General features: G+C 64.5%; 18 protein-coding genes, 1 tRNA gene and 1 pseudogene. 12 read left to right on the forward strand and 8 right to left on the reverse strand.

The annotated features are described in order from the left end of the window. Positions 1-118 precede the first annotated feature (118 nt). The gene (gene fumC / locus EAE28_RS00750; RefSeq protein ID WP_127103910.1) at positions 119-1,513 is read right to left on the reverse strand and encodes a class II fumarate hydratase; all 1,395 of its coding nucleotides are present in this window, start codon (positions 1,511-1,513) and stop codon (positions 119-121) included. A gap of 249 nt (positions 1,514-1,762) precedes the next feature. On the opposite strand from fumC, the gene EAE28_RS00755 reads away from it, so the two are divergent. Both EAE28_RS00755 and EAE28_RS00760 read left to right on the forward strand, forming a co-directional pair. Further along, positions 1,763-3,508 (forward strand): hypothetical protein, encoded by a 1,746-nt coding sequence (locus EAE28_RS00755; RefSeq protein WP_127103911.1) that lies wholly within the window; start codon positions 1,763-1,765, stop codon positions 3,506-3,508. Between the two features lie 13 nt (positions 3,509-3,521). After that, a complete protein-coding gene (locus EAE28_RS00760) occupies positions 3,522-4,514 on the forward strand; it encodes an SUMF1/EgtB/PvdO family nonheme iron enzyme (RefSeq protein WP_127103912.1) in 993 nt (330 codons plus the stop codon). A gap of 278 nt (positions 4,515-4,792) precedes the next feature. On the opposite strand, the gene EAE28_RS00765 is transcribed toward EAE28_RS00760, so the two are convergent. Further along, positions 4,793-5,659, reverse strand: a complete 867-nt coding sequence (locus EAE28_RS00765; protein ID WP_127103913.1) for an urea carboxylase-associated family protein — start codon at positions 5,657-5,659, stop codon at positions 4,793-4,795. Between the two features lie 140 nt (positions 5,660-5,799). Between EAE28_RS00765 and EAE28_RS00770 the strand changes: the two genes are divergently transcribed. The 3 genes from EAE28_RS00770 (at position 5,800) to EAE28_RS00780 (ending at position 12,041) form a co-directional block, all read left to right on the forward strand. Beyond that, positions 5,800-9,837, forward strand: coding sequence for a PAS domain S-box protein (locus tag EAE28_RS00770; protein ID WP_127103914.1), 4,038 nt, complete (start codon positions 5,800-5,802; stop codon positions 9,835-9,837). A gap of 64 nt (positions 9,838-9,901) precedes the next feature. Then, complete coding sequence (locus tag EAE28_RS00775; protein ID WP_127103915.1) at positions 9,902-11,911, forward strand: hydantoinase/oxoprolinase family protein; 2,010 nt, start codon at positions 9,902-9,904, stop codon at positions 11,909-11,911. Between the two features lie 40 nt (positions 11,912-11,951). Next, positions 11,952-12,041: transfer RNA gene (locus EAE28_RS00780), tRNA-Ser, on the forward strand. Between the two features lie 240 nt (positions 12,042-12,281). Here EAE28_RS00780 and EAE28_RS24415 read toward each other — a convergent pair. Then, a pseudogene (locus EAE28_RS24415) lies at positions 12,282-12,661 on the reverse strand (FAD-dependent monooxygenase). 859 nt (positions 12,662-13,520) lie between these two features. Here EAE28_RS24415 and EAE28_RS00800 point away from each other — a divergent pair. Next, positions 13,521-14,318 (forward strand): fumarylacetoacetate hydrolase family protein, encoded by a 798-nt coding sequence (locus EAE28_RS00800; RefSeq protein ID WP_127103918.1) that lies wholly within the window; start codon positions 13,521-13,523, stop codon positions 14,316-14,318. Positions 14,319-14,387: 69 nt separating this feature from the next. Next, positions 14,388-15,275: an SDR family oxidoreductase gene (locus tag EAE28_RS00805; RefSeq protein WP_127103919.1), complete on the forward strand. Its 888-nt coding sequence runs from the start codon at positions 14,388-14,390 to the stop codon at positions 15,273-15,275. 25 nt (positions 15,276-15,300) lie between these two features. Here the strand turns inward: EAE28_RS00805 and EAE28_RS00810 are convergent, their stop codons facing one another. Next, a complete protein-coding gene (locus tag EAE28_RS00810) occupies positions 15,301-16,701 on the reverse strand; it encodes an aminotransferase-like domain-containing protein (RefSeq protein WP_127103920.1) in 1,401 nt (466 codons plus the stop codon). Positions 16,702-16,788: 87 nt separating this feature from the next. On the opposite strand from EAE28_RS00810, the gene EAE28_RS00815 reads away from it, so the two are divergent. From EAE28_RS00815 to EAE28_RS00825, 3 genes are all read left to right on the forward strand, one after another. After that, the gene (locus EAE28_RS00815; protein WP_127103921.1) at positions 16,789-17,016 is read left to right on the forward strand and encodes a DUF1127 domain-containing protein; all 228 of its coding nucleotides are present in this window, start codon (positions 16,789-16,791) and stop codon (positions 17,014-17,016) included. Positions 17,017-17,097: 81 nt separating this feature from the next. Next, positions 17,098-17,427 (forward strand): arsenate reductase family protein, encoded by a 330-nt coding sequence (locus EAE28_RS00820; protein WP_127103922.1) that lies wholly within the window; start codon positions 17,098-17,100, stop codon positions 17,425-17,427. Between the two features lie 338 nt (positions 17,428-17,765). Further along, the gene (locus tag EAE28_RS00825) at positions 17,766-19,298 is read left to right on the forward strand and encodes a hypothetical protein (RefSeq protein ID WP_164736507.1); all 1,533 of its coding nucleotides are present in this window, start codon (positions 17,766-17,768) and stop codon (positions 19,296-19,298) included. A gap of 59 nt (positions 19,299-19,357) precedes the next feature. On the opposite strand, the gene EAE28_RS00830 is transcribed toward EAE28_RS00825, so the two are convergent. Then, a complete protein-coding gene (locus tag EAE28_RS00830; RefSeq protein ID WP_127103924.1) occupies positions 19,358-20,266 on the reverse strand; it encodes a LysR substrate-binding domain-containing protein in 909 nt (302 codons plus the stop codon). A 95-nt stretch (positions 20,267-20,361) separates the two neighbouring features. On the opposite strand from EAE28_RS00830, the gene EAE28_RS00835 reads away from it, so the two are divergent. Beyond that, a complete protein-coding gene (locus EAE28_RS00835) occupies positions 20,362-20,682 on the forward strand; it encodes a nuclear transport factor 2 family protein (RefSeq protein ID WP_127103925.1) in 321 nt (106 codons plus the stop codon). A gap of 78 nt (positions 20,683-20,760) precedes the next feature. Further along, positions 20,761-21,585, forward strand: a complete 825-nt coding sequence (locus EAE28_RS00840) for an aldo/keto reductase (protein ID WP_127103926.1) — start codon at positions 20,761-20,763, stop codon at positions 21,583-21,585. A gap of 67 nt (positions 21,586-21,652) precedes the next feature. Here EAE28_RS00840 and EAE28_RS00845 read toward each other — a convergent pair whose 3' ends face one another. The 3 genes from EAE28_RS00845 to EAE28_RS00855 are packed head-to-tail and all read right to left on the reverse strand — an operon-like array spanning position 21,653 to position 25,086. Then, complete coding sequence (locus EAE28_RS00845; RefSeq protein WP_127103927.1) at positions 21,653-22,531, reverse strand: ABC transporter permease; 879 nt, start codon at positions 22,529-22,531, stop codon at positions 21,653-21,655. Next, positions 22,528-23,484, reverse strand: a complete 957-nt coding sequence (locus EAE28_RS00850; RefSeq protein WP_127103928.1) for an ABC transporter permease — start codon at positions 23,482-23,484, stop codon at positions 22,528-22,530. The genes EAE28_RS00845 and EAE28_RS00850 overlap by 4 nt, the downstream gene beginning before the upstream one ends. A gap of 24 nt (positions 23,485-23,508) precedes the next feature. Further along, complete coding sequence (locus EAE28_RS00855; RefSeq protein ID WP_127103929.1) at positions 23,509-25,086, reverse strand: ABC transporter substrate-binding protein; 1,578 nt, start codon at positions 25,084-25,086, stop codon at positions 23,509-23,511. Positions 25,087-25,108 lie beyond the last annotated feature (22 nt).

A 25,108-nucleotide genomic window follows, 5' to 3' on the forward strand; every position in this document is an offset into this window, starting at 1 on the left:
GCGGGGGTCATGTTGCCGCAGCCCCGGTGAATGTCAAACGCCGGGACAGGCCCCCGGGTTCCCGGCGACGCAAAAAGGGCGGCCCCATGGACCGCCCTTCGCTGTCATTCGCGTCAGATCAGCCCTTGGGGCCGATCATATCCTCGGGCCGGACGATCCGGTCGAAGGTTTCGGCATCGACGAAGCCCAGAGCGATGGCTTCCTCTTTCAGCGTGGTGCCGTTCTTGTGCGCGGTCTTGGCGACTTTGGTGGCGTTGTCATAGCCGATGGTCGGCGCCAGTGCCGTCACCAGCATCAGCGATTCCTTCATCAGCTTGTCGATGCGCGCGATATTGGCCTGCGTGCCCACCACCATATTGTCGGTGAAGGCCGACGCCGAGTCGCCCAGCAACTGCATGGATTGCAGCACGTTGTAGCTCATCATCGGGTTATAGACGTTCAGCTCGAAATGGCCTTGGCTGCCGGCAAAACCGACCGCCGCGTCATTGCCCATCACATGCGCGCAGACCATGGTCAGCGCCTCGGCCTGCGTCGGGTTCACCTTGCCCGGCATGATCGATGAGCCGGGCTCGTTCTCCGGCAGGATCAATTCGCCCAGACCCGAGCGCGGGCCCGAGCCCAGAAGGCGCATGTCGTTGGCGATCTTGAACAGCGAGGCGGCAACGGTTTTCAGCGCGCCCGAGAACATGACCATCGCGTCATGGGCGGCCAGCGCCTCGAACTTGTTGGGGGCGGTGACGAAGGGCAGATCCGTGATCTGCGCCATATTCCGGGCGACCATCTCGGCCCAGCCCTTTTGCGTGTTCAGCCCGGTGCCGACCGCCGTGCCGCCCTGCGCCAGCTCATAGATGTCACCAAGGCAGGCTTCGACCCGCTCGATGCCCTTCTTGACCTGATGGGTATAGCCACCGAATTCCTGACCCAGCGTCAGAGGGGTCGCATCCTGCGTGTGGGTGCGGCCGATCTTGATGATATCCTTGAACTCTTCGGACTTGGCAGCCAGCGCGTCGTGCAGTTTGTGCAGCCCCGGCAGCAGCACATCGCGCGCCTGCATGGCGATGGCGACATGCATCGCGGTCGGGAAGGTGTCGTTCGAGGACTGCCCCATGTTGCAATGGTCATTCGGGTGGACGGGCTTTTTCGAGCCCATCTCGCCGCCCAGCATCTCGATCGCGCGGTTCGAGATGACCTCGTTGGCGTTCATGTTCGACTGGGTGCCCGAGCCGGTCTGCCAGACGACCAACGGGAAGTTGTCGTCGAACTTGCCGTCGATCACTTCGCCAGCGGCCTCGATGATCGTGTCGGCGATGCGGGCGTCCATCGTGCCCAGTTCCTTGTTGGCCATCGCGCAGGCCTTTTTCACCACGCCCAAAGCGCGGATGATCGGAACCGGCTGACGCTCCCAGCCGATCGGAAAGTTCAGGATCGAGCGCTGGGTCTGCGCGCCCCAGTATTTGTCGGCGGGAACTTCCAGCGGACCGAAGCTGTCGGTCTCGGTGCGGGTGGCGGTCATGGCGGCACTCTCCTGCATGGGTTTGCGCCCTCTTAGCCAGAGCGCGCGGGAAAATCAATCGGCATACCTTTGTATGCAAACCCTTGAAACGCCTCGGCTGCTTCTTGCCGTCAAGTCCCCTGCGATCACCATGTGTTGAGACTGCATCACAGTTGGGGCGGCCCTGTTGCCTGAATCGGCGGATTGTTGCAACGTGGCAAAAATATGCCCTGCCCTGTGCGGGGAAACCCGATTTTCAGGAGCAATACATTGATCACGACAGACTTCCTGGCCCGCCTGGGCGCTGCTGCAACCGTTGCGGCGCTGGGCTTGGGGGCCACGATTCTGCCTGCTGCGGCCGACACGATGGCCCCCTGGTATGCACCCGCCGCAACCCGCGCCGCGCAATTTGCCGATTTCCGCGAAGATTACCGTCGCACCGTTGTCGAATTTCAACCCTTCCGCGCCGAACTGACCGGCATTGCCGCCGATGGCACGCCGCTACGCCTGACCTCGCTGAACCCCTATGTGAACGCGTGGTTCGTGCTGGAAACCGGCGAGGGCCGCAATGCGCGCTCGTGGCATCTGGAGAACGCCGCGCCCGAGCTGTTCACGGTCTCGCTGGCCACGGACGGGCGCGCGCTGGTGATCGAAAGCGAAGCGGGCACTGTGACCTGCGCTCCCTGGGAGGGGGATCTGCAAACCGCACGCGACAGCGGTCTTCCCTATTCGCCGATCTGCGAACAGCGGATGTTCTTGCGCAACCGCGGCTCGGGCAGCCGCACGACGCGTGAGGCTGTGACCGAATTCCTGCGCGATTACGTACCTTTTGGCGAGAGCCTGATCAACGTGATCAAGGACACGCTGTATGAGGACGCCTATCTCACCACCGCGCAGACCATGGATGCGGCCGAAGCCGGCTCGGTGGTCAACGCGCTGGGTCAGGCCGACTTGCGCTCGCATCCGGTGATGCGCTCGAACCTGCGGGTCGATCTGGTCGGTGCCGAAAGCACGCAGATGGAGGCGGGGGCCTGGTACGCCGTGCAGAACGCGCCGGGCATCTACGCCAGCGTCGTGCAGCCCGGCATGGTCAGCCAGGACGTGCTGGCGGTACCGGGGGCGAACGGGATGGACGGGGTCGAGAACCGCTCGGACGTGCATATGTGGGCCTTCGACATGTCGCGCTTCGATCTGCGCTACGAGATCGGCACCTCGCACCCCGAGGTCGACTGGTCGCCCCGCCCTTCCGGCGCAGGCCGCGACTATAACCTGCCCGGGCCGGATGGCTTTGGCACGGTCGAGCCGCTGCAGATGACCGGCATGATGAACCCGGTGTTCATGGACCGACTGGCCGGGATCTTCGCCGGGGGCTTCAAACGCGACCACGGCGCGTGGCGGCTGACGGATTACGCCTATACCAACCACGGCCACCATTATGGTTTCGTGGTGAATGGCGTGGTGCTGTCGCGCCTTCAGCCGGGTCTGGCGACGCTCTATGTGCTGCAGGACGGCACGGTGCATATGGACATCTGGTCCGAGCAGCTGGATTTCATGCTGCCCCATATCCGCTTTGCCCGCCAGAACGGCACGCCGCTGGTCGAGCGCAACGCTGACGGCGTGGGCGTTCCGGGCAGTCAGGTCCGTAGCTGGATGGGCGGCAACTGGTCGGGCAGCGCCGAGGCGCAACTGCGCACCCTGCGCTCGGGCGTGTGCATGCGCACGGTCGATGACCGGCAGTTCCTGATCTATGCGGTGTTCATGTCGGCGACCCCCTCGGCCATGACCCGGGTGTTTCAGGCCTATCACTGCGACATGGCGATGCTGCTCGACATGAACTCGCTCGACCTGACCTATTCGGCGATCTACCCGCGCGAACCGGGGTCCGAGGACTTCTCGATCGTGCATCTGGACCGCCGCATGGCCGAAAGCGACTCGCGCCACCGCGATGGCACGCCGATGGGCCGCTTCATCGAGTTTTCAGACAACCGCGACTTCTTCTACCTGCTCCGCCGCTGAGAGGGACAACGCTATGAAACCGCTGGTCAAACTGGCACTGGCTCTGGGTCTTGCCCTGACGCCCGTGATGGCCTCTGCGCAAAGTCTGGCGCAGAATAACGAAACGATGTTCGCCGAGATGCAGCAGTGGCGCGGGCTGTCCGGCGCGACGTTGGACCGCATCCGCGCGATCTTCGCGCAGTCCAACATCATGGGTCAGGGCAACCCGGCCGTGACCCGCCACCCGATGACGCCCGAGCAGGCCGCGCAGCGGCAGGGTGGCACCGTGGACTCGGTGCGCCGCGCGTATCGCAACGCCCGGTTTGAGCGGATCTGCGGCCACCCCTATGAGGTGCCGCTCTACAACCCCGAGACAGAGACGCCCGAAGACGCCCGCGTCTGCGCCTTCATGTTTGAATATCCCAACGTGCCGCTGGCCTATCCCGTGACATGGGTGCGCGCCGATCAGGTGGTTGCCTTGTGCGCCGCCGAAGGCGCGCGCATTGGCGATGCGCATGAATGGGAAGGCGCTGCCGCCGGCCAGCTTCTGCCGCCGGACTACCAGTTCCAGCTGGGCAGCCAGCAGGCGATGCGCGCCTGGCACAACCGGCATTACGCCAACCAGTCGAACGTCTTCTCGATCGGCCAATGGCGCTCGGGCGTCTGCGCGACGGGAAGCTCCAAGACGCCGGGCTGCAATGGGGGCTCGTTCTCGGGCTGCGGGTCGAACACCTATCCGGCGGGCAGCTTTCCACAATGCCACTCGCCGCTGGGGGTCTATGACATCGATGGCAACGCCGCCGAACACATGAACCTGCCGCTGGCCGAGGATCAGATGGCCTCGCGCGGGTCGACCACGCTGGGCGTGACCGAGATGAAGGGGTCGTGGTTCATCTGGGATCAGGTTCGCGCGCATGAGCACTGGGCCCGCTGGCGCGCCCCGTTCTGGCATGGCACGCGGGTGCTGTCGCGCTCGAGCCATGCGAATTATCACCTCGGCTTCCGCTGCTTTCGCGACATTCGGTGAGCCTGCAACTGCGGCGCTCGGGGGCATCGAGCCCCTTCGCGCCGCATGGGCTGCCGCCCAAACCCGCTTGAAGGGGGGCGCACGCGCCCCCCTTCAAAATCCCCCCGTGGATATTTTCAGACAGAAAATGAAGCAGGGTTACCGAAGTCTTATCATCTGTCTTTAAATATCCTGGGGGGTGAATTGGCCGTCAGGCCAAGAGGGGGGCAAGGCCCCCCTGCCCGGTCGCGTGAGGGCGCGGCGGCGACAGCCGACAGGGGCCGAGGGCGAAACCCCGCCTATGTTCCGTGGCTGCGGTCGTAGCCATTTGGCTCCGGCGGCGTCCAGTCGGCCAGCGCCTGCGGCGGCGTCGCGAAGACGTCGACCAACAGCGGATGGCACGCGGCGGTGTCCGAGGAATGCTCGGCCCCGCAATCACCGCCCGGACAGGCCGAAAGCACCCCCAGCAGATCGATCTCGGCGAAGAACTCCAGATAATCGCCGGGGCGCACCGGGCTGGCTTTCATGAAATACTGTCCCGTATCGGGCGTAAACCCCGTGCACATGAAGACGTTAAGCACATCATGCACCAGCGCTTCGGCGTCCTGGAGTCCCTCGGCGGCCAGTGCCCGGGTCAGGTTTGAATGGCAGCAATGGTGATACTGATCACCCCCCGACAGCTGCCAATGGGTATAGGGATCGCAGCGGGTGCCGATCACGTCATGCACCCTGCCACCGAACGCATCGACGCCGTACCAGCCCAGCGTATCCTCGACGAGTGTTGCCATCGGGCGCAGGAAGGGAAAGCCGGACCACATCCTGTCGCCGACCTTCAGGTGGGTACCCTGCAGAGCGCGGGTTTTGCCTGAGTAGAAACGCTCAAGCGGGTTGGTGGCGTTGAACAGGTTCAGATCGCCCACCTGGGGCTCGCCGGTGCAGGTGATGCGAAAGAACCCGCCGGCTGGAACCCGGAACGCCGCCGCGTCGCGGGCGGGTACAAGGCACTGCGAAACCGGGCGGGCCTGCGCGCGCGCCTGCGCGTACAGCGCCAGCGGCGGTTGCGATAAAGCCTGCGTCGGATAGCAGATCACCGGCGCAATGGCGCGGCGGGCCTCGGCGTCGGCCGGTGCCGGCGGTGCTGCGTGGAGCGGCGGGATGGCTGTCATGCGGACCTCAAACTTGCCGCCCCAGCGTGGCCGTTGTGACGCCTTTACGCAAGAGTCACAGAAACAGGCAAATTCAAGATGTAAGCTGCCTGAGACCCTGCTATGCTCGTTTAACGTGTTCGCCTTTGGAAAAGTACCCGATGGACGATGGCTCTCGGCAATCGAGCCCTTCTCACCGCTCCGCTGACACTGCCCAAGAGCTGGTCATTGACGCTCTGGGGCAGCTTTTGCGTAGCAGTCCGGGCGACCTTGATGCAACAATCACCCAGATCTTGCAGCGCCTTTGCGTGATGGCGCGTGCCGATTGCGGCGTGTTGTACCAGCCCCAAGGCACCGGCTGGTGCGCCAGTCACGGCCCGCTGCAGGACGGCGCTGTCGTGCCGCTGGAATGCCTGGTGCGTGACCCTGACGCCTTTGCGGCGGGCGAAGCCATGGCCTTGCAGGACGTTGGCTCTCTGCCGACAGGGCCGTTGCGCACGGCGCTTGAGGCGCGTGGCATTCGCTCGTCGGTGGTCATTCCGATGCTGCAAGACGCTACGTTGAGCGGGCTGATTGCGCTCGACTATATCCACCAGCCCAGCTGTGGCTCGACGCGCGACTTGTGGCTGATCCAGTCGCTGGCCGATGGCATCCTGGCCGCTTTGGGTCGGCGGCGGACGGAGTGCGAGCTTCAGGCCTCGCGCAGCGAGCAGGCCTCGACGCTGGAGCGGCTGCGCGCGACCCTCGCGGCGACGCCGGAACTGGTGCTCGAGATGGATGCCGACGGCACCTGCATCGATTTTCACTGCGGCTCTCCCGAGCTTCTGGAGATTTCGCCCTCATCGACACTGGGGCAGGCACTGGAGGACAGTGTTCCTGCCGCCGTCGCCAAATTGCAGCGCGATGGGATGGCGCGGGCGCGGGTCGAGGGGACCGCAGCGGTGCCCCGCTATTCGATCGACCATGCCGACAAGACGCGCTGGTATGACACGATTATTTCGCACCGGACCAAGGGCAGCGGCCAGTACGGTTACGTCTTCCGCATCCGCGACGTCACCGAAGATCATCAGCGTGAAGCCGAGAACGCGATGCTGATCGAAATCTCGCGCAGCATGACCAATCTTGTCATGGTGCTGGACGAGGATCTCAACGTCATCTGGGCCAATCCGGCGATGGAGAAGCGTTCGGGGTGGGCACTGGAGGAGTTGCGCGGCGGTTCGGTGTCGACCTTCCTTGATCCTCTGGCGGACGAGGCGACCATGGACCGCATCCGCGATGCGATGCGGGCGCGTGTCACCTACACCACCGATTTGCTGCGCCACGACCGCAAGGGCGCACCCTATTGGGTGGATGTCACCGTCCAGCCGATGCAGGATCGCGCGGGGATGCCACAGGGCTTTCTGATCATCGAGAACGACATCACCGCGCTCAAGCGCCATGAGGCCGATCTCGAACGCACCATCGCGCAGGGGCGGCAATCTCATGACCGGCTGCACGCTGCGATTGAATCGCTGCAGGACGGATTCTCCTATTACGATGCTGACGACCGGCTGGTGCTGTGCAACGAGCGGTATCGCCAATCGACGCCGCGCACCGCCGCCATGCTCAAACCCGGTGTGCGTTTTGAAGACGTGATCCGGGCCGGCCTGTATCATGGCGAGTTCCCCGATGCGGTCGGGAACGAAGACGCGTGGCTGGCCGAGCGGATGGAAAAGCACCGCTTGCCCTATAACCGCATGGAGTTGCTGCTCAAAGACGGACGCTATGTCCGTGTGTTCGAACGCCAGACGCCCGAAGGCGGGCGCGTCAGTCTGCGGGTCGATGTCACGGCGATGAAGGAAGCCGAGCAGCGGATGAACGACATCATTGTCGGCGCCGGTGTCGGCACCTGGGATCTGGATCTGCTGCGGAGCGAGACCACCATCAACGAGCACTGGCGCTCGATGCTGGGATGGAGCGGCCCGTTCGACCATGTGCTGACCCGTGAGAACTGGGTTGCCCCATTCCACCCCGACGACAACGACATGATGCGCGAACACCTGCGCGCGGTGATCAACGGGACCCGCGACGCGGTCGAGCTGGAGGTTCGCCTGCGCCACGCCAACGGCCATTGGGTGCATGTGCTGGTCCGTGGACGGATCAGCGCGCGCGACCACGAAGGTAATCCGTTGCGCATCAGCGGTTTGGGCTTCGACATGACCGGCCGCCGCCACGCCGAAGAGCGGCTGCGGGCAATTCTGGAATCGTCCTCGGTTGCGACATGGCAGCTTGATTGCGAAACCGGTCGCGTCGTCATCGACGAGCAATACGCCGCGATGATCGGCTATCATCTGGACGAATTGGTGCCCTGGACGCGCGACAAGTTCGATGCACTGGTCCATCCCGACGACCTGCCGCAGTTGCGCAGTGGCGTCTCCAGCATCTACGGGGCGGACACCGCCAATGTCGGCCACGAATTCCGCATTCGTCACCGCGACGGGCGCTGGGTCTGGGTAATGTCGCACATACGGGTGCAACGCTGGACATCGCCGGGTGTGCCCGCCGAAGAAACCGGCATCCATATCGACATCACCGAGCGCAAGATGCGCGAGGCTGCGCTGGCCGATGCCAAACTGCGGCTGGAAGAGGCGCTCGAAGCGCGGCGCGAATCCGAGCAGCGCTATTCCGATATTGCCGAGGCCAGCGATGAATGGTTCTGGGAGGTCGCGCCGGGTCGCAAGATCACCCACCTGACCGCCGGGTTCGAGCGCACGACGGGCATTCCCGTCGACCGCATTCTCAATCGCGGGCTGGAAGAGCTGGGGGTCACGCCCGATTCCGACAGTGCCTTGGGCGATTGGGAGCGGCTGGCGCGCAACGTCATGGCCCGCGAGAAGCTGACCGATTTCCTGTTTCGCCTGCGCCCCGGCCGCAACGCCGATCCGATCTGGCTGCGCATCAGCGGCGCGCCCTTCTTCAACGCTGCGGGCCAGTATGCGGGCTATCGCGGTGTCGGCACCAATGTCAGCGCGCTGATCGCCGCCACCGAAAAGGCCGAGGCTGCGAGCCACGCCAAATCACGCTTCCTGGCCAACATGAGCCACGAGTTGCGCACCCCGCTGACCGGCGTGCTGGGCATGGCCGAGCTTCTGGGCGAAACCGAGGTCGCGCCCTATCAGCGTGACATGATCAACACCATTCGCGATTCCGGCGAGGGGCTGCTGGCGATCCTCAACGACATCCTCGATCTGGCGAAGATCGAAGCGGGCAAGATGATGATCGAGCATCAACCCTTCAGCCCAACCGAGCTGCTGGGCCGGGTCCGCGCGCTGTTCCTGCCCCGGGCCGAAGCCGGGGGGCTGGCGCTGCGCATCCATGTCGACCCCGACTGCCAGGCACCGCGCATGGGCGATGCCAATCGACTGTTGCAAGTGCTCAACAATCTGGTCGGCAACGCGCTGAAATTCACCGAATCCGGCAGCATTGACGTCAGTGTCCGGCCTGATCCGGTCGCGAAGGACTCGCTGCGCTTCGAAGTGCGCGACACCGGCATCGGCATGTCGCCCGAGCAGACGGCCAAAGTGTTCGAGGAATTCGAGCAGGCCGAAACTTCGACCGCGCGGCGCTATGGCGGCACCGGGCTGGGCCTGTCGATCACGCGCAAGCTGGCGGTGCTGATGGGCGGCTCGATCACGCTGGACAGTGTGGCGGGACAAGGCACGCATCTGGTGATGACGGTCCCTGCCCCGCGGCTGTCCGACGATGACAAGGCGGGCGCCGTTCTGCATGTCGGCGGTGTCGCCATGGGGGGTGGTGCCAGTCAGCAACCCGGCATCGACTTTACCGGGATGCGCATGCTTGTCGCCGATGACAACCACACCAACCGCCGCATTCTGGAATCCATGCTGGGGGCTATGGGCATCAGCGTCACGCTGGCCGAAGACGGTCAGGATGCCTGCGACAAGTTCCTGCCGGGCGCCTTTGATGTGATCCTGCTCGACATCTCGATGCCCGGTCTGGACGGCACCGGTGCGCTGGCGGCGATCCGCATGCGCGAGGCCGAGGCCGGGATCGTGCCGGTTCCGGCGCTGGCCGTGACCGCCAATGCGATGCAGCACCAGATCGACGAATATCTGGCTGCGGGCTTTACCGGGCACGTCGCCAAGCCCTTCCGCCGCGAAACCCTGACGCGGGCACTGACACTGGCGGTCGCGGGCTGATACGCGCCCCCTTTTCTTTGTCTGCGTCCGGCCCTAAGCGGGTTTCAGGGCAGCGGAGGCACGCATGGCAATCTTGCTTGGGGTCGATACGGGCGGAACCTATACCGATGCCGTCCTTCTGGACGACACGGCGCAGGCGATCCGCGCGCATGCCAAGGCGCTGACCTCGCGCCCGGATCTGGCGCAGGGCATCGGCGGCGCGATTGACGCGGTGCTGGCGCAGGCGACGGATCTTACCCCCGCCGATGTGGCGATGGTGGCGCTGTCCACCACGCTGGCCACCAATGCGCTGGTCGAGGGGCAAGGCGCAAGGGCCGCGCTGGTGCTGATCGGTTTCGATGGCGGCGACCGTGCCCGCGCCGGGCTGACCGAGGCTTTGGGCGAAGATCCCCTCATTGCGCTGGCCGGTGGCCATTCCCATGCCGGCGGCGAAGCCGCGCCGCTGGATCTGGCCGCGCTGGAACAGGCACTCTCCGCGCTGCCCAAAGGCATCAGCGCCATCGCCGTCGCCGCCCAGTTCGCCACCCGCAACCCCGCGCATGAGATCGCCGCCCGCACCTTGATCCGCGCCCTGACCGGCCTGCCGGTGACCTGCTCGCACGAGCTCAGTGCCGGGTTGAACGGCCCCAAACGCGCGCTGACCGCGCTGTTGAACGCGCGGCTGGTAGCGATGATCGACCGGCTGATTGCCAGTTGCGAGGGGCATCTGGCTCGGCTGGGCATCACCGCGCCGCTGATGGTGGTGCGCGGTGACGGCGCGCTGGTCTCAGCCGCGCTGGTGCGCGAGCGGCCCATCGAGACGATTCTCAGCGGCCCGGCCGCGTCGATTGCCGGGGCGGCCTGGCTGACCGGGCTGAAGGATGCGCTGGTGTCGGACATCGGCGGCACCACCACCGATGTGTGCCTGCTGCGCGACGGCAAGCCGTCCATTGACCCGCAGGGCGCGCGTGTCGGCGGCTGGCGCACGATGGTCGAAGCCGTGGCGATGCGCACCACCGGGCTGGGCGGCGACAGCGCCGTGCAGATCCGCGAGGGGTTGGAGGGCGGTCTGACCCTCGGCCCCCGCCGCGTGATGCCCATGTCGCTGGCCGCCGCGCAACACCCGGATCTGGTGCACCGGATGCTGGATGAAGCGTTGGGCCGCGATCCGTCGCCCGAGGAAACATGGCGGCTGGCGCTCCCCCTGTTCACCACCCTGCCCGCCGGCCTGTCTGTCCGCGATGCCGCGGTGGCCGAACGGCTGCTTGACGGTCCGCAGCGGGTGTCTGCGCTGATCCGCACCCGCCTTGAGGGCCCGGCGCTGATGCGGCTGGTACAGGCCGGGCATGTGATGCTGGCCGGGCCAACCCCGTCAGACGCCGCGCATGTGCTGGGACGACAAAGCGGCTGGGACGGTGCTGCGGCGCATAAGGCGCTGACCCTGCTGGCCCGGCGACGCACCGGCAACGGCGAACGGCTGGCGGCGGATGCGGCGGCGATGGCACAACAGATCGTCGATCAGCTGACCCGGCAGACGGTCGAGTGCCTGCTGGAAGCCGCTTTCGCCGAAGATCCCCGCGACTGGCCCCTGCCGCCAGAAACCCTCGCCCGCCACCCGCTGACTGAGGCCGCGCTGAGCCGCGCACCCAGCCTTGTCCGGCTCGAGGCGCGGCTGGGTGTCCCGGTGATTGGCTTGGGCGCTTCGGCCGGATGCTATTACGGCGCAGTCGGTGAGCGACTGGGCTGCGACATGGTCGTGCCGGAATTCGCCGGTGTCGCCAATGCGTTGGGCGCTGTGGTCGGTCAGGTCTCGATGCACGCCGAGGGTCAGGTGACCGTGCCCGGACCCGGCGCGTTCCTTGCCCATCTGTCGGACGGCCCTGCCCGCTACACCACCGTCGAGGCCGCCGTCGAGGCACTGACAGGGGATCTGACCGCCCAATCGCGCGCCCGCGCCCAAGCCGCCGGCGTCCCCGATCCCCGCGTGCAAACCACCCGCGAAGACATCGGGGCCGAGATCGAAGGCCAGCCCCTGCTTGTCGAAATCCGCCTGCGCGTCACCGCTTCGGGCCGCCCGCGCATTGCGACAGGGTGATCTTGCAGACCGCGCGCTGCCCGGCTAAGAGGCGTAGAACGGAAGTGTGGCCGAGTGGTTTAAGGCTCTAGTCTTGAAAACTAGCGTACGGGGAACCGTACCGTGGGTTCGAATCCCACCGCTTCCGCCACTTGCACATTGCAAAGCCGAAAGCAGGTCCCTCGCGGGGCCTTTTTCATTATGTGCCAAAGTGGCTTGAAGAACTTGGACCGTGACCTGCGGTTCTCAAGTGTGTCGGCGCTGTTTCGTTCCGAAGGCCTCGTCATCATGATGACGAAGCGCTCTTCACGATCGAGAAGACGTTCGATCTGACGCGTGGTCGTGTTGCGTTCCAGGACCCTCACCAATGGATATTCGCTAAGATCGAGCATCATGGCTGCGCCCTCCGACCCACCGAGGCAATATAGCCAACGGGCCTGATGAGTGCAGCATCCATACCGGCACAGCAGGAGTATTCGCGCGTGTCCAGCCGCGATACCAGAGCGACCTGGGCGAGCGTGTTGACGAACAGACGTTCGCCAATCGGGCGGCGCTCGTTTTCATAGGTGTCCAGCAGGCTTGCGGGTGCTTTCTCTCGGATCACGGCCGCCAGCTTCCAGCCCAGATTCATTGCATCCTGCAGGCCGACATTCAGTCCCTGCCCCCCATGGGTGCACGGATATGGGCCGCGTCGCCAACGAGAAACAGCCGACCCTTGCCATAATGCGTCGCGAGCCGCGTTTCATCGCTGACCGATACGCCACGACACAAGATCTACCGGAGGCGATGGCGCGAAGCCTGCGCGACGCCTTGCTCAAGGTCCGCGACGGTGCGCGGGTCTTTTCAGGATCCTATGCCCCGACGCCGAGCGTGCCAGGCTTCTCAGACCGGCTGATTACCGCGGCATTGGCGCAGGGCCTCCATGGGCTGCTGAGCATGAAGTCCCCTTAGCCGCCAAACTCGTTAACTTTCAAAGCCAGAACATGACAGCTGCCGCGAGGGCGACGGCGGACAGAAAGACCTCGGGCACCTGTAGCAACGGGGTGCCAGTCCTTGAGCTTGCCGACCATGATCGGGCGGCCGTTCGCGTCGGTAACGGCCGCCCGATCAGGCTGCCACGCCTCGCTTTTTCAACCGCGGGCTCAAAGCCGTGCGGTGAACCTTGAAATACTTGCGCAGGCTTAATCGAACGCATGACCTTCGCCTGCTCACATCGATCATCCACCCACGGCTTACTGTGGCTCTTTTGAAAGAGCGGCCGCAGCCGGCCCTCTGCTCGTCGCTCAGCCGGAAAGAGATAGCTCATCATGCCCCCATCAGTTCGGGAGCGTGAATAACGCCGGCATGGAGGTCGCAAGCCGAATAATGGGTTCAGCGCCAAGGGATCGAAGGGATCTCCCCCCCATCCATCCAGCAGCACAGGTGCAGTGCCAAACTGCCGACAGGTCAGCAGTCGTGACGTGACAGCCGCAAGGACGGGCCTTGTCATCGCCAACGCCGCGCCGTCCGTTTTCCGACGTCGGCGCAACAGCATGTTGCGTTCAGCCATCTTTCCTTTCCGGTCAGAACCTGCAGATTAACGACGGATCGCATGAAGGTCTGAATTGACCGCTGACGAAAGGAACACAGTATGAAGATCACCGGATTCAAGACAGACACAGGCGTCCAGATCGGCCGTATCGAGGGTGACATGATCGTGCCACTGGGACCGATCGCAGACTTTTGGGACGACCCTGCCAAGGCCACCGAAAGCGCAGCGCCTGTCCCACTGTCCGCCGCCACCCTCTGCCCGGCAATCCCGCGCACCGGCAAGGTGATCTGCATCGGTCTGAACTACCGCGCGCATGCCGAGGAAGCGGGCATGGCGATCCCGACCACACCCGTCGTCTTCAGCCGCTGGACCGAGACCCTGATCGCGGATGGCGAGCCGTCGCCGGTGTCCGGCCAAGCCTATGACTGGGAGGCGGAGATGGGCGTGGTGATCGGGCAAAAGACGAGGGCCGCCGATGCCGCCTCGGCGCTGGAGTCCGTGTTTGGCTATTGCACGTTCAACGATCTGAGCAACCGCGCCTTGCAGCTGGAAACCGCGCAATGGACGCTGGGCAAGAATATCGACCGCTCAGGCCCGGTGGGTGCTATCGTCAGCGCGGACGAGGCAGGCAACCCTGCCGAGGGCTGGCAGGTGACCTGCGACGTGAACGGGGAACGGGTGCAAGACGGAAACACCGCCGATTTCATCTTTACCGTGCCCGAGATCATCGCCTGTGTCTCGCGCCAGATGACGCTGAACCCGGGCGATCTGATCATCACCGGCACGCCTGCCGGGGTCGGCATGGGGATGAAACCGCAACGCTACCTCAAACCCGGCGACGTGGTGCGGGTCGAGGTTCAAGGGCTGGGAGCCGTCACCACGCCGATTACCGCCTGATCCACGGGCGCGGGCCAACCCCGACCGGCCTGTGCCCGACGCCCCACGAAAAGAAAACTGGAGACCGCTATGACGCAGGACCGATCACTGGCTGACAAGACGCTCTTCATCACCGGCGGGTCGCGCGGGATCGGGCTTGCGATTGCGCTGGCTGCCGCGCGCGATGGGGCCAATGTTGCCATCGCCGCCAAGACGGTGACAGCGCAGCCCACCCTGCCCGGCACGATCTATGACGCGGCCGAGGCTATCGAGGAAGCGGGCGGCAAGGCGCTGCCGCTTGTGTGCGATGTCCGCGACGAGGCGATGGTCGCGCAGGCGGTGCAGCAAACGGTCGAGCGGTTCGGTGGCATCGACATTTGCGTCAACAACGCCAGCGCGATCAACCTGTCGGGCACGCAGGATATCAGCATGAAGCGGTTCGACCTGATGCAGCAGGTCAACACGCGGGCGACGTTCATGGTGTCCAAGCTGTGTCTGCCGCATCTGAGGAAATCGGCCAACCCGCATATTCTGGTGCTCTCGCCGCCGCTGGACCTGCAGGGCAAGTGGTTCAAGGATCACCCGGCCTATACGCTGTCGAAATTCGGCATGTCGCTATGCGTGCTGGGGCTGAGCGCGGAACTCGCACCCGCAGGGATCGCGGTCAACGCGCTCTGGCCGATGACAGCCATCGACACCGCCGCCGTGCGCAACCTGCTGGGCGGTGCGGCGCTGGCCTCGGTCAGCCGGACGCCGCAAATCATGGCGGACGCGGCGCATGCGATCCTGACGCGGGACGCGCGCGCATCGACGGGGATGTTCTTTATCGATGAAGAGGTTCTGCGCGCCGAGGGTGTCACCGACTTCGATCGCTACACTGTCTCGCCCGGCTCGGCACTGGCGCGCGATCTGTTCGTGCCGGATGCCTCGGCGGACCGGTCGGTGGCCACGCTGATCAATTCGCTGTCGGGGATGTAGTCCAGAGCCGGGTCAGGCGCGCCCCTCACCCATCGACCGGCGAACTGGGATTGGCCAGCAACGCGTTCATGTCATCCAGCGCCTTGAGAAAGAGCTCGTCAGAGGCGCAGGTATTGACCGACAGACGCACGGCATTCGGCGCGCTGCAATTGGGCAGGGCGAATTCATCGGCGGGCTTGATCAGGATGTCGCGCTTCTCGCAGGCCATGGCGAACCGCGAGGCGCGCCATCCCTGCGGCATATTGAGATAGACAAAGGGCGCATCCTCGCGCCACCGCAGATCCCAGGCCCCCAGCGCATTGACCGCCAAACGGGTGCGCTTTGCCGTCGCCTCGATCACCCGGTCCCGGATGCCCTGCGCCGCGCCGCTGGTAATCAGCGCGTGGCACAGATCCAGTATGGGCTGCGCCACCCCGTAGAACGAGCTTTGCGCGACTTGCCGCAAGTCCTTTTCCCGTCCGACCGGGGCGATGGCATAGCCAAACCGCAAGGCTCCGCTGACAGATTTGGTCAGCGACGACACGAAATAGCTTTGTTCCGGCAACATCGACCGATAGCTGGGAATGTCACTGGGGGCGGTGGTGTGGCAATCATCCTCGATGATGGTGACATCCAGTTGCCGGGCAATCTCGGCGATCTCCTGTTTGCGCCGCAGGCTGGTGCGGATGGTGGTGGGGCTGTGCACTTCAGCCGCCGTCAGCAGGATACGGCCGCCATGCGTGCGGCAGGCCTGCTTGAAGGCTTCGGGCAGAATACCCTCGTCATCCATCGGCAGCCCGACAGTCTGCGCGCGGAGCAGGCGCGCGGCGTGGCGGGTGCCGGGATAGCCCAGCTCCTCGGTCATGATGATCGGGTTGTGACCGCTGAGTTCCGCCTGAAGCGTCAGCAGGCAACAATTCTGCGCGCCGTTGCCCAGGACGATATCCTCTGGCCCGGCACCTCCCAGGCGTTGCTGATCGACCCACGCGGTCACGGCGGTGCGGGCCTCAAGATCGGTTTCGGCGGTCGGGTAGTTGATGTGGCGCCGCCGATGGCTTTCCGCGAGCTTGATCAGCGCCGCGTCGATGATCCGCCCCTGCCCTACATCCGGCACCCGGCTGCTGCGGAAATCCACCACCGTATCGACGGGCAGATTGACCAAAGCGGTGACGCCCTCGCTTTTAACCGCGCGTCCCGCCGCAACAAAGGTGCCGCGCCCGACCTCCGCCTGAAGCCGCCCCTCTTCGGTGAGCAGCGTATACGCCCGCGCGACGGTGCCCGGCGTGACCTGCACCCGGTAGGCAAGGTCACGCACCGGCGGCAGCTTCATCCCCGGTGTCAGCTGCCCCGATGCGATGCCTTCACGCAGCGCCTGCGCCAGCGCTTTGTACTTGGCTTTTCCGGTGATCGGCCCCTCGGGCTGCCAAATTGTGTCAGGTACAATCATTTTGTAGCGCCCGCCCCGCTTCTTTTGTATCAAATGATCGTACTGATTTCGAAGATTGTGTCAACACAATACGCAAGGGATGACCCCATGTCACGTTCACTTCACGCCGCTCAACTTGCGCTCCTGAACAATCAGGCCGGCCTGCCCTCGGCAGCACGCGCGCTGATCGTCCTGGCTGTTGTGATGACCAAATGGGACCGCCACCGGCGCACGCGCAAAGCGCTTCATCGCCTTGAGCCGCATCTGTTGAAGGATATCGGGCTTTCCCGCGACGACGCCTATATCGAGGCCACCAAGCCGTTCTGGCGCGACTGAACCGGCGATGCGCAGGATTTGCGTCGGCGCATCGGGTCCGGTACACCCGTGATGCCAGAGAGCACCACGGGAGAGCACGGCATGATGATCTATGGACTGAACACCTGCGCCACATGCCAAAATGCCCGCAAAGCGCTGGAGTCGACGGGTAAAACGGTCGATTTCCGCGATATCCGGGCAGAGCCTTTGACCGAAACGGAACTGGCCGCCTTGATTGCCGAGTTTGGCGACCGGCTGGTTGATCGCAAATCCAGCGACTACCGCGGGCTCAGCGCATGGCTGAAGAACTCCGAGGCCGAGGCCCAGATTGCCGCCCAGCCCAAGCTGATGACGCGTCCGGTCATCGAGGCGGATGGCGTGTGGTATCTGGGATGGGATGACGCGGTGCAACAAGCGCTGCTGACGGATTGATCACCCAGGACACGGGCTGCGCACGACCGGGATCACCGCAACTATGGTGGCTGCGGACGCGATCGGGACCATATGGTGTGCAAGTTTGCCGCAGTGCAGGACTTCTCTCGTCCCAAGCCAAAAAAGCCCAAGGAATCACGTTCCCGTCATAGTAGCGTTTGCCCCAACAGGTTTGGGCTGAACCTGTCTTGGACTGCAACGGAACTCCGGGAACGTTTTCAATGAGTGCTTTATCTCGACTCGTGGGCAGTTTTGCCGCACGCAGCAGAAAAGAAACCACAACGCCCCTGCGTCCCGTGACAGCTCGAGCAGCGGTTCTGGGCGCGGCGATGGCCGGGATGGCTGCCACAGCCCTGCCCGCCTTGGCGCAGACGGGTTATACAGACACCTCTGCCGGACGCCCGGCGATGCGGGACGTTTCGGGGATGATCATGCTGGATTACAGCACGATCACACTGTCGAACGGCGGCGCGTTCGATCTGTTTGGCGTGCACTACATGCAGCGCGCGAATGACTGGCTGTATTACGGCGTCGGGGCTTTTGCGCCCCTCGCGCGCGGCGATTACGGCGGCTTCTTCGGGGCGGATGCGACCCTTCACATCCAGCGCCAGATTGCCGGAAACTGGTTCGCCAACGCCGGTATTTCGGTTGGCGCGGCGGCGGGCGGCGCCAGCGTGGCCGGGATCCAGAGCCTGTCGGGCGACGGGCTTTACAGCCGGGCCTATGTTGGCCTGGGCTACACCTATCGCAACCTCAGCTTCGGCGTGAACTATGCGCGGGTCGCCATCGCCGGCTCGCCGATCAACGACTCGACGATCAATTTCTTCGTGCAACGCCCGTTCTCGTTCTCGGTCGGCTCTTACGGGGACGCGGGATCGGTGGTCAGCTCGGCGGATTTCGACGCACCCGCGCATGAGAACATCCTCTCGCTTCAGTTCAACAACTTCGCGCAGATCAACCCGACGGGCAGCTATACCGGGGATATCGGCGTTGCCTCGACCCAGTTCACCCACTTCCACAGCCCGAACCTTTATTCGTTCTTTGCCGTCGATATCGGCGTCACCGGCCTGCATTGGTACAATCAGGCCCATGGCGGCATCGGCACGCGGGTGGCGCTGTCGCCGAACGTCAATCTCTATGGCCAGATCGGTCTGGGCAGCAGCGGCTGGGTGACCGATACCGTCGATACCGGCCCCGGCTTCATCATCTACCCCAAGGCCATGCTCGAATACCTGTGGGGCAACGGCGTCGGTGCGACGGTCTCTGCCGGGTACCTCTATGCACCGATGGGAACCTCGCGCAACTGGACGCTGGGTCTGGGCCTGAACTATCACCTGTCGCATTCGGAGAGCCAAGCGCGCAGCGCGCCCAACGGGCTGGACTACAGCCTGCGCGGCATTCGCCTGAACGTCTTTGGTCGCACGACGTCGAGCATCACCTACAATGGCCGCGAGAGCGATGGCATCAGCATGATCGCCGTGCAGGCTGACTATGCGCTCAACGATCACTGGTACATCGCCGGACAGATTGCGGCCGCGACGACGGCATTCCGGGGCTATGCCGGTTACGCCGAGGGCTTTGTGGGCGTCGGCTGGCAGAGCAACGCCTATGCGAATGGTCGGCTTCAGGCCTACGCGCAGCTGATGTATGGGTTGAATGATGTTGGCGTCGATGCCGCGCACGAGGTCGGCGCGTTGCTCTATCCCGCCGTTGGCGTGAGCTACCATCTCAACGAGCGCCTGTCGCTGTACAGCCAGTTGGGCGCGGCGGTGTCGCTGGGTCAGTATGTCGGATCGCATACCAACACGTTTGAGAATTACTCGATCGGCCTTGGGGTCACGTACCGCTTCTCGCTGCCGACACGCTCGTAGGGGCGGCGCACGTCCCGCTCTGCTGCGGTGGCGCGACGAACGGATTGAACAGCCACCGCTTACCCGAGCGGTGGCTGTTTGCTGCCAAGCCCCCGCACCATCGCAAGGAACGCCGCAAAGCCTGCCGACGGGTGGCGACGACCGGGGTAATACAGGCTGAAAGCCGGGCGCGGTGGCGTCCAGTCTTCGAGCAGACGGATCAGCCGACCAGAGGCGATATCCGCAGCGACATCCTGCTCGATGAAAAAGCCGATGCCCGACCCGTCAAGAACGGCTGCACGGGCGATGGCGGCCTCGTCCACGGTCAGCCGGCCCTTGGCGTCGATCTGCGCGTGCTCGCCGTCTTTCTCAAATGGCCAGCGCAAGACTGCGCCGTTCGGCAACCGCACGCGCAGGCATTCGCCAAGCGGCAGCTCGGCCGGATTGGTCGGCGTGGGGTGGGTCAACAGCCAGTGCGGCGACACCACCACCGCAAACCGCTGCGGGGTTGGCAACGGCAGCGCGATCATGTCGCGCGGCACCAGATCGGCGGGGCGGATGCCCAGATCGAACCCCTCGGCCACGATGTCGACCAGCCGCCCTTCGGTCACCAGATCGACCTGCATCCGCGGATACTGCCGCAAGAAGGCCAGGACCGTTGGTGCGATCTCGCGACCCGCCTGAACCGACGCATTGATGCGCAACATCCCCGCTGGGATGTCGCGCTGTGAACGGGCGGTGTCCATGGCCGCGTGGATCTCGGCCAGCGCCGGGGTGATCCGTTCGACAAACGCCCGACCGGCCCCGCTGAGCGACACGCTGCGGGTGGTCCGGTTGAACAAACGCACGCCCAGACTGGCCTCCAGCCGCCCGATCGTGTGCGACAGGGCCGTGGTCGACAAGCCCAGCTCCAGCGCCGCCGCGCGAAAAGATCCGTGCCGCGCGATGCTCAGCACCGCCTCAAACCCTTTCAGCCCCGTCTCGGCCATTATCCCGATCCCGTCACCACCTGATGCCGATTTATCCCGATTATCGGGCCGACCGTCGAGCCCTATCTTTCCCACAGCACAGAAAGGACAGACCCATGCAGCTTCCCGCTTCGATCCAGACCTATTTCACCGCCCAACCGCCGCAGGATGGCGTTGCCTTTGCCGCAGCTTTTACCGACGGAGCTGTCGTCCATGACGAGGGCAACCAACACCGCGGGCCTGAGGAAATCCGCCGCTGGTGGCTGGCGTCAAAGGCCAAGTACCGCCACCATGCCGAGCCCCTCTCGCTGCGCGAGGCTGACGGCGAAGCGGTGGTGCAGGCGCGGGTCACCGGTGATTTTCCCGGCAGCCCGGCGGTCCTGACCTTTACCTTCGCATTGGAAGGCGGGCGCATCGCCGCGCTGAAGATCGGCTGATCCCGCCCTGCCATGCGTGCGATTATCAAAGGCATAACTTCGGCGTATAGAGGGGGGACCACCATACCGGAGAACACGATGCAGTCTGTCACCGCCCATGGCGCAAAGATCCCCGCACTGGGGTTTGGCGTGTTTCGCATGTCCGAAGCCGAGGTCGAAGCCGTCATCCCTGCCGCATTGGAGGCCGGTTTCCGGCATTTCGACACCGCGCAGATCTATGAAAACGAGGCTGGCCTTGGCCGGGCGCTTGCCGCCGCCGGGGCGCAGCGCGACACGCTGTTTCTGACCACCAAGGTCTGGGTCTCGAACTATAGCGACGACAGGTTTCTGGCCTCGGTTGATGAAAGTCTGGAGAAGCTGGGCGTCGCGCAGGTGGATCTGCTGCTTGCCCATTGGCCCGGCGACGCGGTGCCGGTGGCGCAACAGATCGACTGGCTGAACGCGGCGCAGGCCGCGGGCAAGACGCGCTTTATCGGCGTGAGCAACTACAACCGTGCGCAACTGCGCGACGCGGTTGCGTTGAGCGCGGCACCGATCATCACCAACCAGATCGAGATGCATCCCTACCTCGATCAATCCGCCATGGTGACACTGGCGCAACAAACCGGCACCAGCCTGACCGGCTATTACGCCATGGCCAATGGCGCGGTGCCGCACGAGTCTGTGCTGGGCGAGATCGGGGCGCGCTTTGGCAAGACGGCGGCGCAGGTCGGTTTGCGCTGGATGGTGCAACAAGGGTTCATTGTGCTGTCGAAGACCGCGACGCCCGCGCGGGTGCCCGAGAATATCGACATCTTCGATTTCGCCCTCAGCGACGCTGACATGGCGACGATTGCCAGCCTCTCGCGTCGCGATGGCCGGATCGTCAGTCCGCCGGGCCTGTCGCCGGACTGGAACGCATAAGCACCACGTCAGCCCCCGGCACGCCGCGTTCGCGGGTGCTGCCGGGGGCCGGTGCCGGGGCGCGTGATCAGATCTTCTTGACCGTCGGGTCCAGCAAGACGCGGATCGACTCGCCCAATGCGTTGAAGGCCAGCGCGGTGAAGAGGATGGCAAAGCCCGGCGCGTACATCTGGGTCGGGGCGATTTCGATATAAGAATAGGCCCGCGCCAGCATGCCGCCCCAGCTGGCCTCGGGTGCCTGAACGCCCAATGACAGGAAGCTCAGCCCCGCCTCGGCCAGCAGTGCCACGGCCAGTAGCAGCGTCACCTCGACGATAACCGGCTGGATCGCGTTGGGCAGGATGTGCTTGCGGATCAGGTGGAACCGCGAGGCCCCGAAACCCACCGCCGCATCGACATAGAGCGCGCTTTTCACCACCAGCGTCTGTGCCCGCATCGTGCGCGCCAGATACGGAGCAAAGGCGAAGCCGACGGCGAGCATGGCGTTGGTCAGCCCGATCCCCAGCGCGCCGGTGATCGCAACGGCCAGCACGATCGGCGGAAAGGCCAGAATGGCGTCGATCACACGGCTGACCGCCTCATCGATCCAGCCGCCGACAAAGCCGATGAACACACCGACCGGCACGCCGATCAACACGGCGATGCCCACCGCCAGCCCGCTGGCATAGAGCGCATTGCCCGCGCCATACATCAGCCGCGACAGCGTATCGCGACCCAGATCGTCGGTGCCCAGCCAATGCTCACCCGACGGATCGGCGAGCATGTTCATGATGTTCTGGTCGGTCGGCGAATACGGCGCCAGAAACGGCGCCAGCACAGCCCCCAACACCAGAATGATGAGATAGGTCAATGCAAGCGCCGCGCGCATATCGCTGCGCATCCAGCGCCAGACCGAGAACCGCGCCGGGCCTGCCGGTACGGGGGTCGTTACCGTTGCATCTGTCATGTCGAAGCCGCCACTCTGGGATCGAGGATCGAATTGAGAACATCCACCAGCAGGTTGACGAAGATCACCAGCACCACCAACACCAGCGCCACGCCCTGCACGACGGGGAAGTCCTTGTTCAGGGCGGAATAGCTGATCAGCGAGCCGACACCGGGCACGGCAAACACCGACTCGACGATCACCGCCGACGAGAACAGCAGGTTGAACTGCAAGCCCGCGATGGTCAGCATCGTCGCTGCCACGTTGCGCAAACCATGCCGCCAGAGCACCGCCGCCGGTCTGAGCCCCTTGGCACGCAGCGTGCGGATGAACTGCGAGCTGAGCACCTCGAGCAGGGCCGAGCGCACTTGCCGCGTCAGCACCGCCGTGACGTTGGTCGACAACGCCAGTGCCGGAAGCGTGGCGTAATAGATCGCGCCCAGCGGGTCTTCAAAGATCGAAACCGCCCCGGTTGCCGGGAACAGTCTCCAGTCAAGGGCCAGAGCGGAAACAAGGATGATACCGAGCCAGAAGTTCGGCACCGCGACGCCCAGCGACGCGAGGCTGGTAATCGCCTTGTCCAGCCGCGTGCCCTGCCGGGTCGCGGCCAGAATCCCCAAGGGGATCCCGGTAATCGCACCCAGAAACAGCGCGTAGAAAACCAAGAGCAGCGTATGGGGAAGGCGCATGCTGATCAGGCGGCTGACCTCTTCATTCGAGAACAGCGAACGGCCTAAATCGAAGTGCAGCGCGTTCCACAACCAGTGCCCGTATTGCACCCAGAACGGCTGATCGAAGCCGTAGAGCGCGCGGATCTCGTTGATCCGCGCCTCGGTTGCGAACTCGCCAGCCAGCGTGACTGCGGGATCGCCCGGCATCAGAAACACCAGCGCGAACACCACGAAGGTCGCGATGATCATCACCGGGATCAGCTGAGCCAGCCGCCGCAGTACCATTTTGCCTACGCCGTGCATGGCGTCCCTCCCCTACTGCCGTGCTCAGGCCTGATCGAGCCAGACAGTGTGGAAGCGCGGTGCCGCCAGAATGCCGAAGGTGAAGTCCTTCACCTGCGGAGTCTGGATCGACATCCCCGCCGACATGTACTGCGGCAGATGCAGGGCATTTTCGACGACGAACATTTCGAGTTCGAACAGCTTCTGCTGGCGCTCGTCGAAGTCATAGGTCGACATCGTCGCTTCAAGCAGCTCGCGGTAACCGTCAAGCTCGATCTTGCCCGCGTTGCGCAACGCGGTGGCCGAGAATTGCCGGTCGAAGGCAAGGGACGGATCCGGGTTGCCGCCGGTCGGCGAGAGCAGCATGTCGCCCTGCTGGTCGATCATGAAGACCTGAATCGCCTGTGCGGGCTGCACCGGCGTGACGTTCAGCCGGATTCCGACCTGAGCGAGCTGGTTGCCGATGATCTCGGTGCGTTGCATCGCCGCCTGGTCGGGCCAGGACAGCGTGGCGATTTCGACGCCGTCGGGATACCCCGCTTCGGCCAACAAGGCGCGCGCGCGTTCGGGGTCGTAGGGGTAGTAATCGGCGGCGTCGGGGCCCGATGCCCAGAACTCGCGCGGGAAGACCGAGCAGGTCGCCTCACCCAGACCCATCAGCAGCACCTGCTGCAGATCAGCACGGTTCAGCGCGTAGTTCATCGCCTGACGGACTTTCAGATCCGCCAGAGGGCCCCGGGCATAGTTGAAGAAGGCGGTGTAATAGGTCATCGACGTCGTCGCCGTGGCGATGATGTTGTCGCTGCGGCGCGCGACCATGATCTGCTGGGCTGCCAGTTGCAGCGCCACATCGGCCTGACCCGAGGTGACGGTACGCGCCGCCGTGTTCAGCTCGTTGATGATGCGCAGCTCAAGCCCGTCGAGATACGGCAGTTCCGGTCCCTGCCAATAGCTCTCGTTGCGCTCAAGACGGATCAGGTCATTGTCGCGCCATTCGATGAAGCGGAACGGTCCGGCACCGACCGGCGCCCGGTCGATATTGCCGTCCTCGGCTGCCTGCACGGATGCAGGCGACACCATGCAGCCCGCGCGGTTCGACAGGATGGCGGGCAGCGCGGCGTTGGGGGCTTCAAGACGGATCGTGACCTGAAGCGGGCCGGTTGCCTCGATCTCCTGAACGCCGGCGAGGTCGGATTTCACGTTCGAGCGTGCATAGTCCAGCCCGCGACGCAGGTTGAACACGACCGCCTCGGCGTTGAAGGGCGTATCGTCATGGAACATCACACCGTCCTGCAGGTCCAGAACCAGCGTGCTCGGATCCGCCCAATCCCAGCTTTTCGCCAGCATCGGCTGCAATTCGAGCGTCTCGTCGTCAAAGCCGATCAGCGCGTCATAGAGCGCGTAGAGCGTGTTGAAATCCGGCAGATTGCGGCCGGTGATCGGGTCCAGCGAGGCCGGGTTATACGGCATCGAAACCCGCAGCGTACCACCGCGTTGCGGCGTCGCCTCTTGCGCGAAGGCACCGCCCGGCAGCATCATTCCTGCCCCGGCAGCGGCAGCGGCCCCCATCAGGATGGACCGGCGGGTCGGGCGAAGGCTGGTATCGAAGATCACTTTATGCATGGTTCTCTCTCCCTGTTTGCGG

The organism is Pararhodobacter zhoushanensis, from assembly GCF_003990445.1.
GTDB lineage: Bacteria > Pseudomonadota > Alphaproteobacteria > Rhodobacterales > Rhodobacteraceae > Pararhodobacter > Pararhodobacter zhoushanensis.

Excerpts from the sequence above, each read along its gene's own strand:
- EAE28_RS00815 (WP_127103921.1), top strand. The coding sequence starts at position 16,789 with ATGTCACGTTCACTTCACGCCGCTCAACTTGCGCTCCTGAACAATCAG.
- EAE28_RS00845 (WP_127103927.1), bottom strand. The coding sequence starts at position 22,531 with ATGACAGATGCAACGGTAACGACCCCCGTACCGGCAGGCCCGGCGCGG.
- EAE28_RS00850 (WP_127103928.1), bottom strand. The coding sequence starts at position 23,484 with ATGCACGGCGTAGGCAAAATGGTACTGCGGCGGCTGGCTCAGCTGATC.
- EAE28_RS00775 (WP_127103915.1), top strand. The coding sequence starts at position 9,902 with ATGGCAATCTTGCTTGGGGTCGATACGGGCGGAACCTATACCGATGCC.
- EAE28_RS00820 (WP_127103922.1), top strand. The coding sequence starts at position 17,098 with ATGATGATCTATGGACTGAACACCTGCGCCACATGCCAAAATGCCCGC.
- EAE28_RS00830 (WP_127103924.1), bottom strand. The coding sequence starts at position 20,266 with ATGGCCGAGACGGGGCTGAAAGGGTTTGAGGCGGTGCTGAGCATCGCG.
- EAE28_RS00800 (WP_127103918.1), top strand. The coding sequence starts at position 13,521 with ATGAAGATCACCGGATTCAAGACAGACACAGGCGTCCAGATCGGCCGT.
- EAE28_RS00805 (WP_127103919.1), top strand. The coding sequence starts at position 14,388 with ATGACGCAGGACCGATCACTGGCTGACAAGACGCTCTTCATCACCGGC.
- EAE28_RS00840 (WP_127103926.1), top strand. The coding sequence starts at position 20,761 with ATGCAGTCTGTCACCGCCCATGGCGCAAAGATCCCCGCACTGGGGTTT.
- EAE28_RS00810 (WP_127103920.1), bottom strand. The coding sequence starts at position 16,701 with ATGATTGTACCTGACACAATTTGGCAGCCCGAGGGGCCGATCACCGGA.
- EAE28_RS00760 (WP_127103912.1), top strand. The coding sequence starts at position 3,522 with ATGAAACCGCTGGTCAAACTGGCACTGGCTCTGGGTCTTGCCCTGACG.
- EAE28_RS00855 (WP_127103929.1), bottom strand. The coding sequence starts at position 25,086 with ATGCATAAAGTGATCTTCGATACCAGCCTTCGCCCGACCCGCCGGTCC.
- EAE28_RS00825 (WP_164736507.1), top strand. The coding sequence starts at position 17,766 with ATGGCTGCCACAGCCCTGCCCGCCTTGGCGCAGACGGGTTATACAGAC.
- EAE28_RS00835 (WP_127103925.1), top strand. The coding sequence starts at position 20,362 with ATGCAGCTTCCCGCTTCGATCCAGACCTATTTCACCGCCCAACCGCCG.
- fumC (WP_127103910.1), bottom strand. The coding sequence starts at position 1,513 with ATGACCGCCACCCGCACCGAGACCGACAGCTTCGGTCCGCTGGAAGTT.
- EAE28_RS00765 (WP_127103913.1), bottom strand. The coding sequence starts at position 5,659 with ATGACAGCCATCCCGCCGCTCCACGCAGCACCGCCGGCACCGGCCGAC.
- EAE28_RS00770 (WP_127103914.1), top strand. The coding sequence starts at position 5,800 with ATGGACGATGGCTCTCGGCAATCGAGCCCTTCTCACCGCTCCGCTGAC.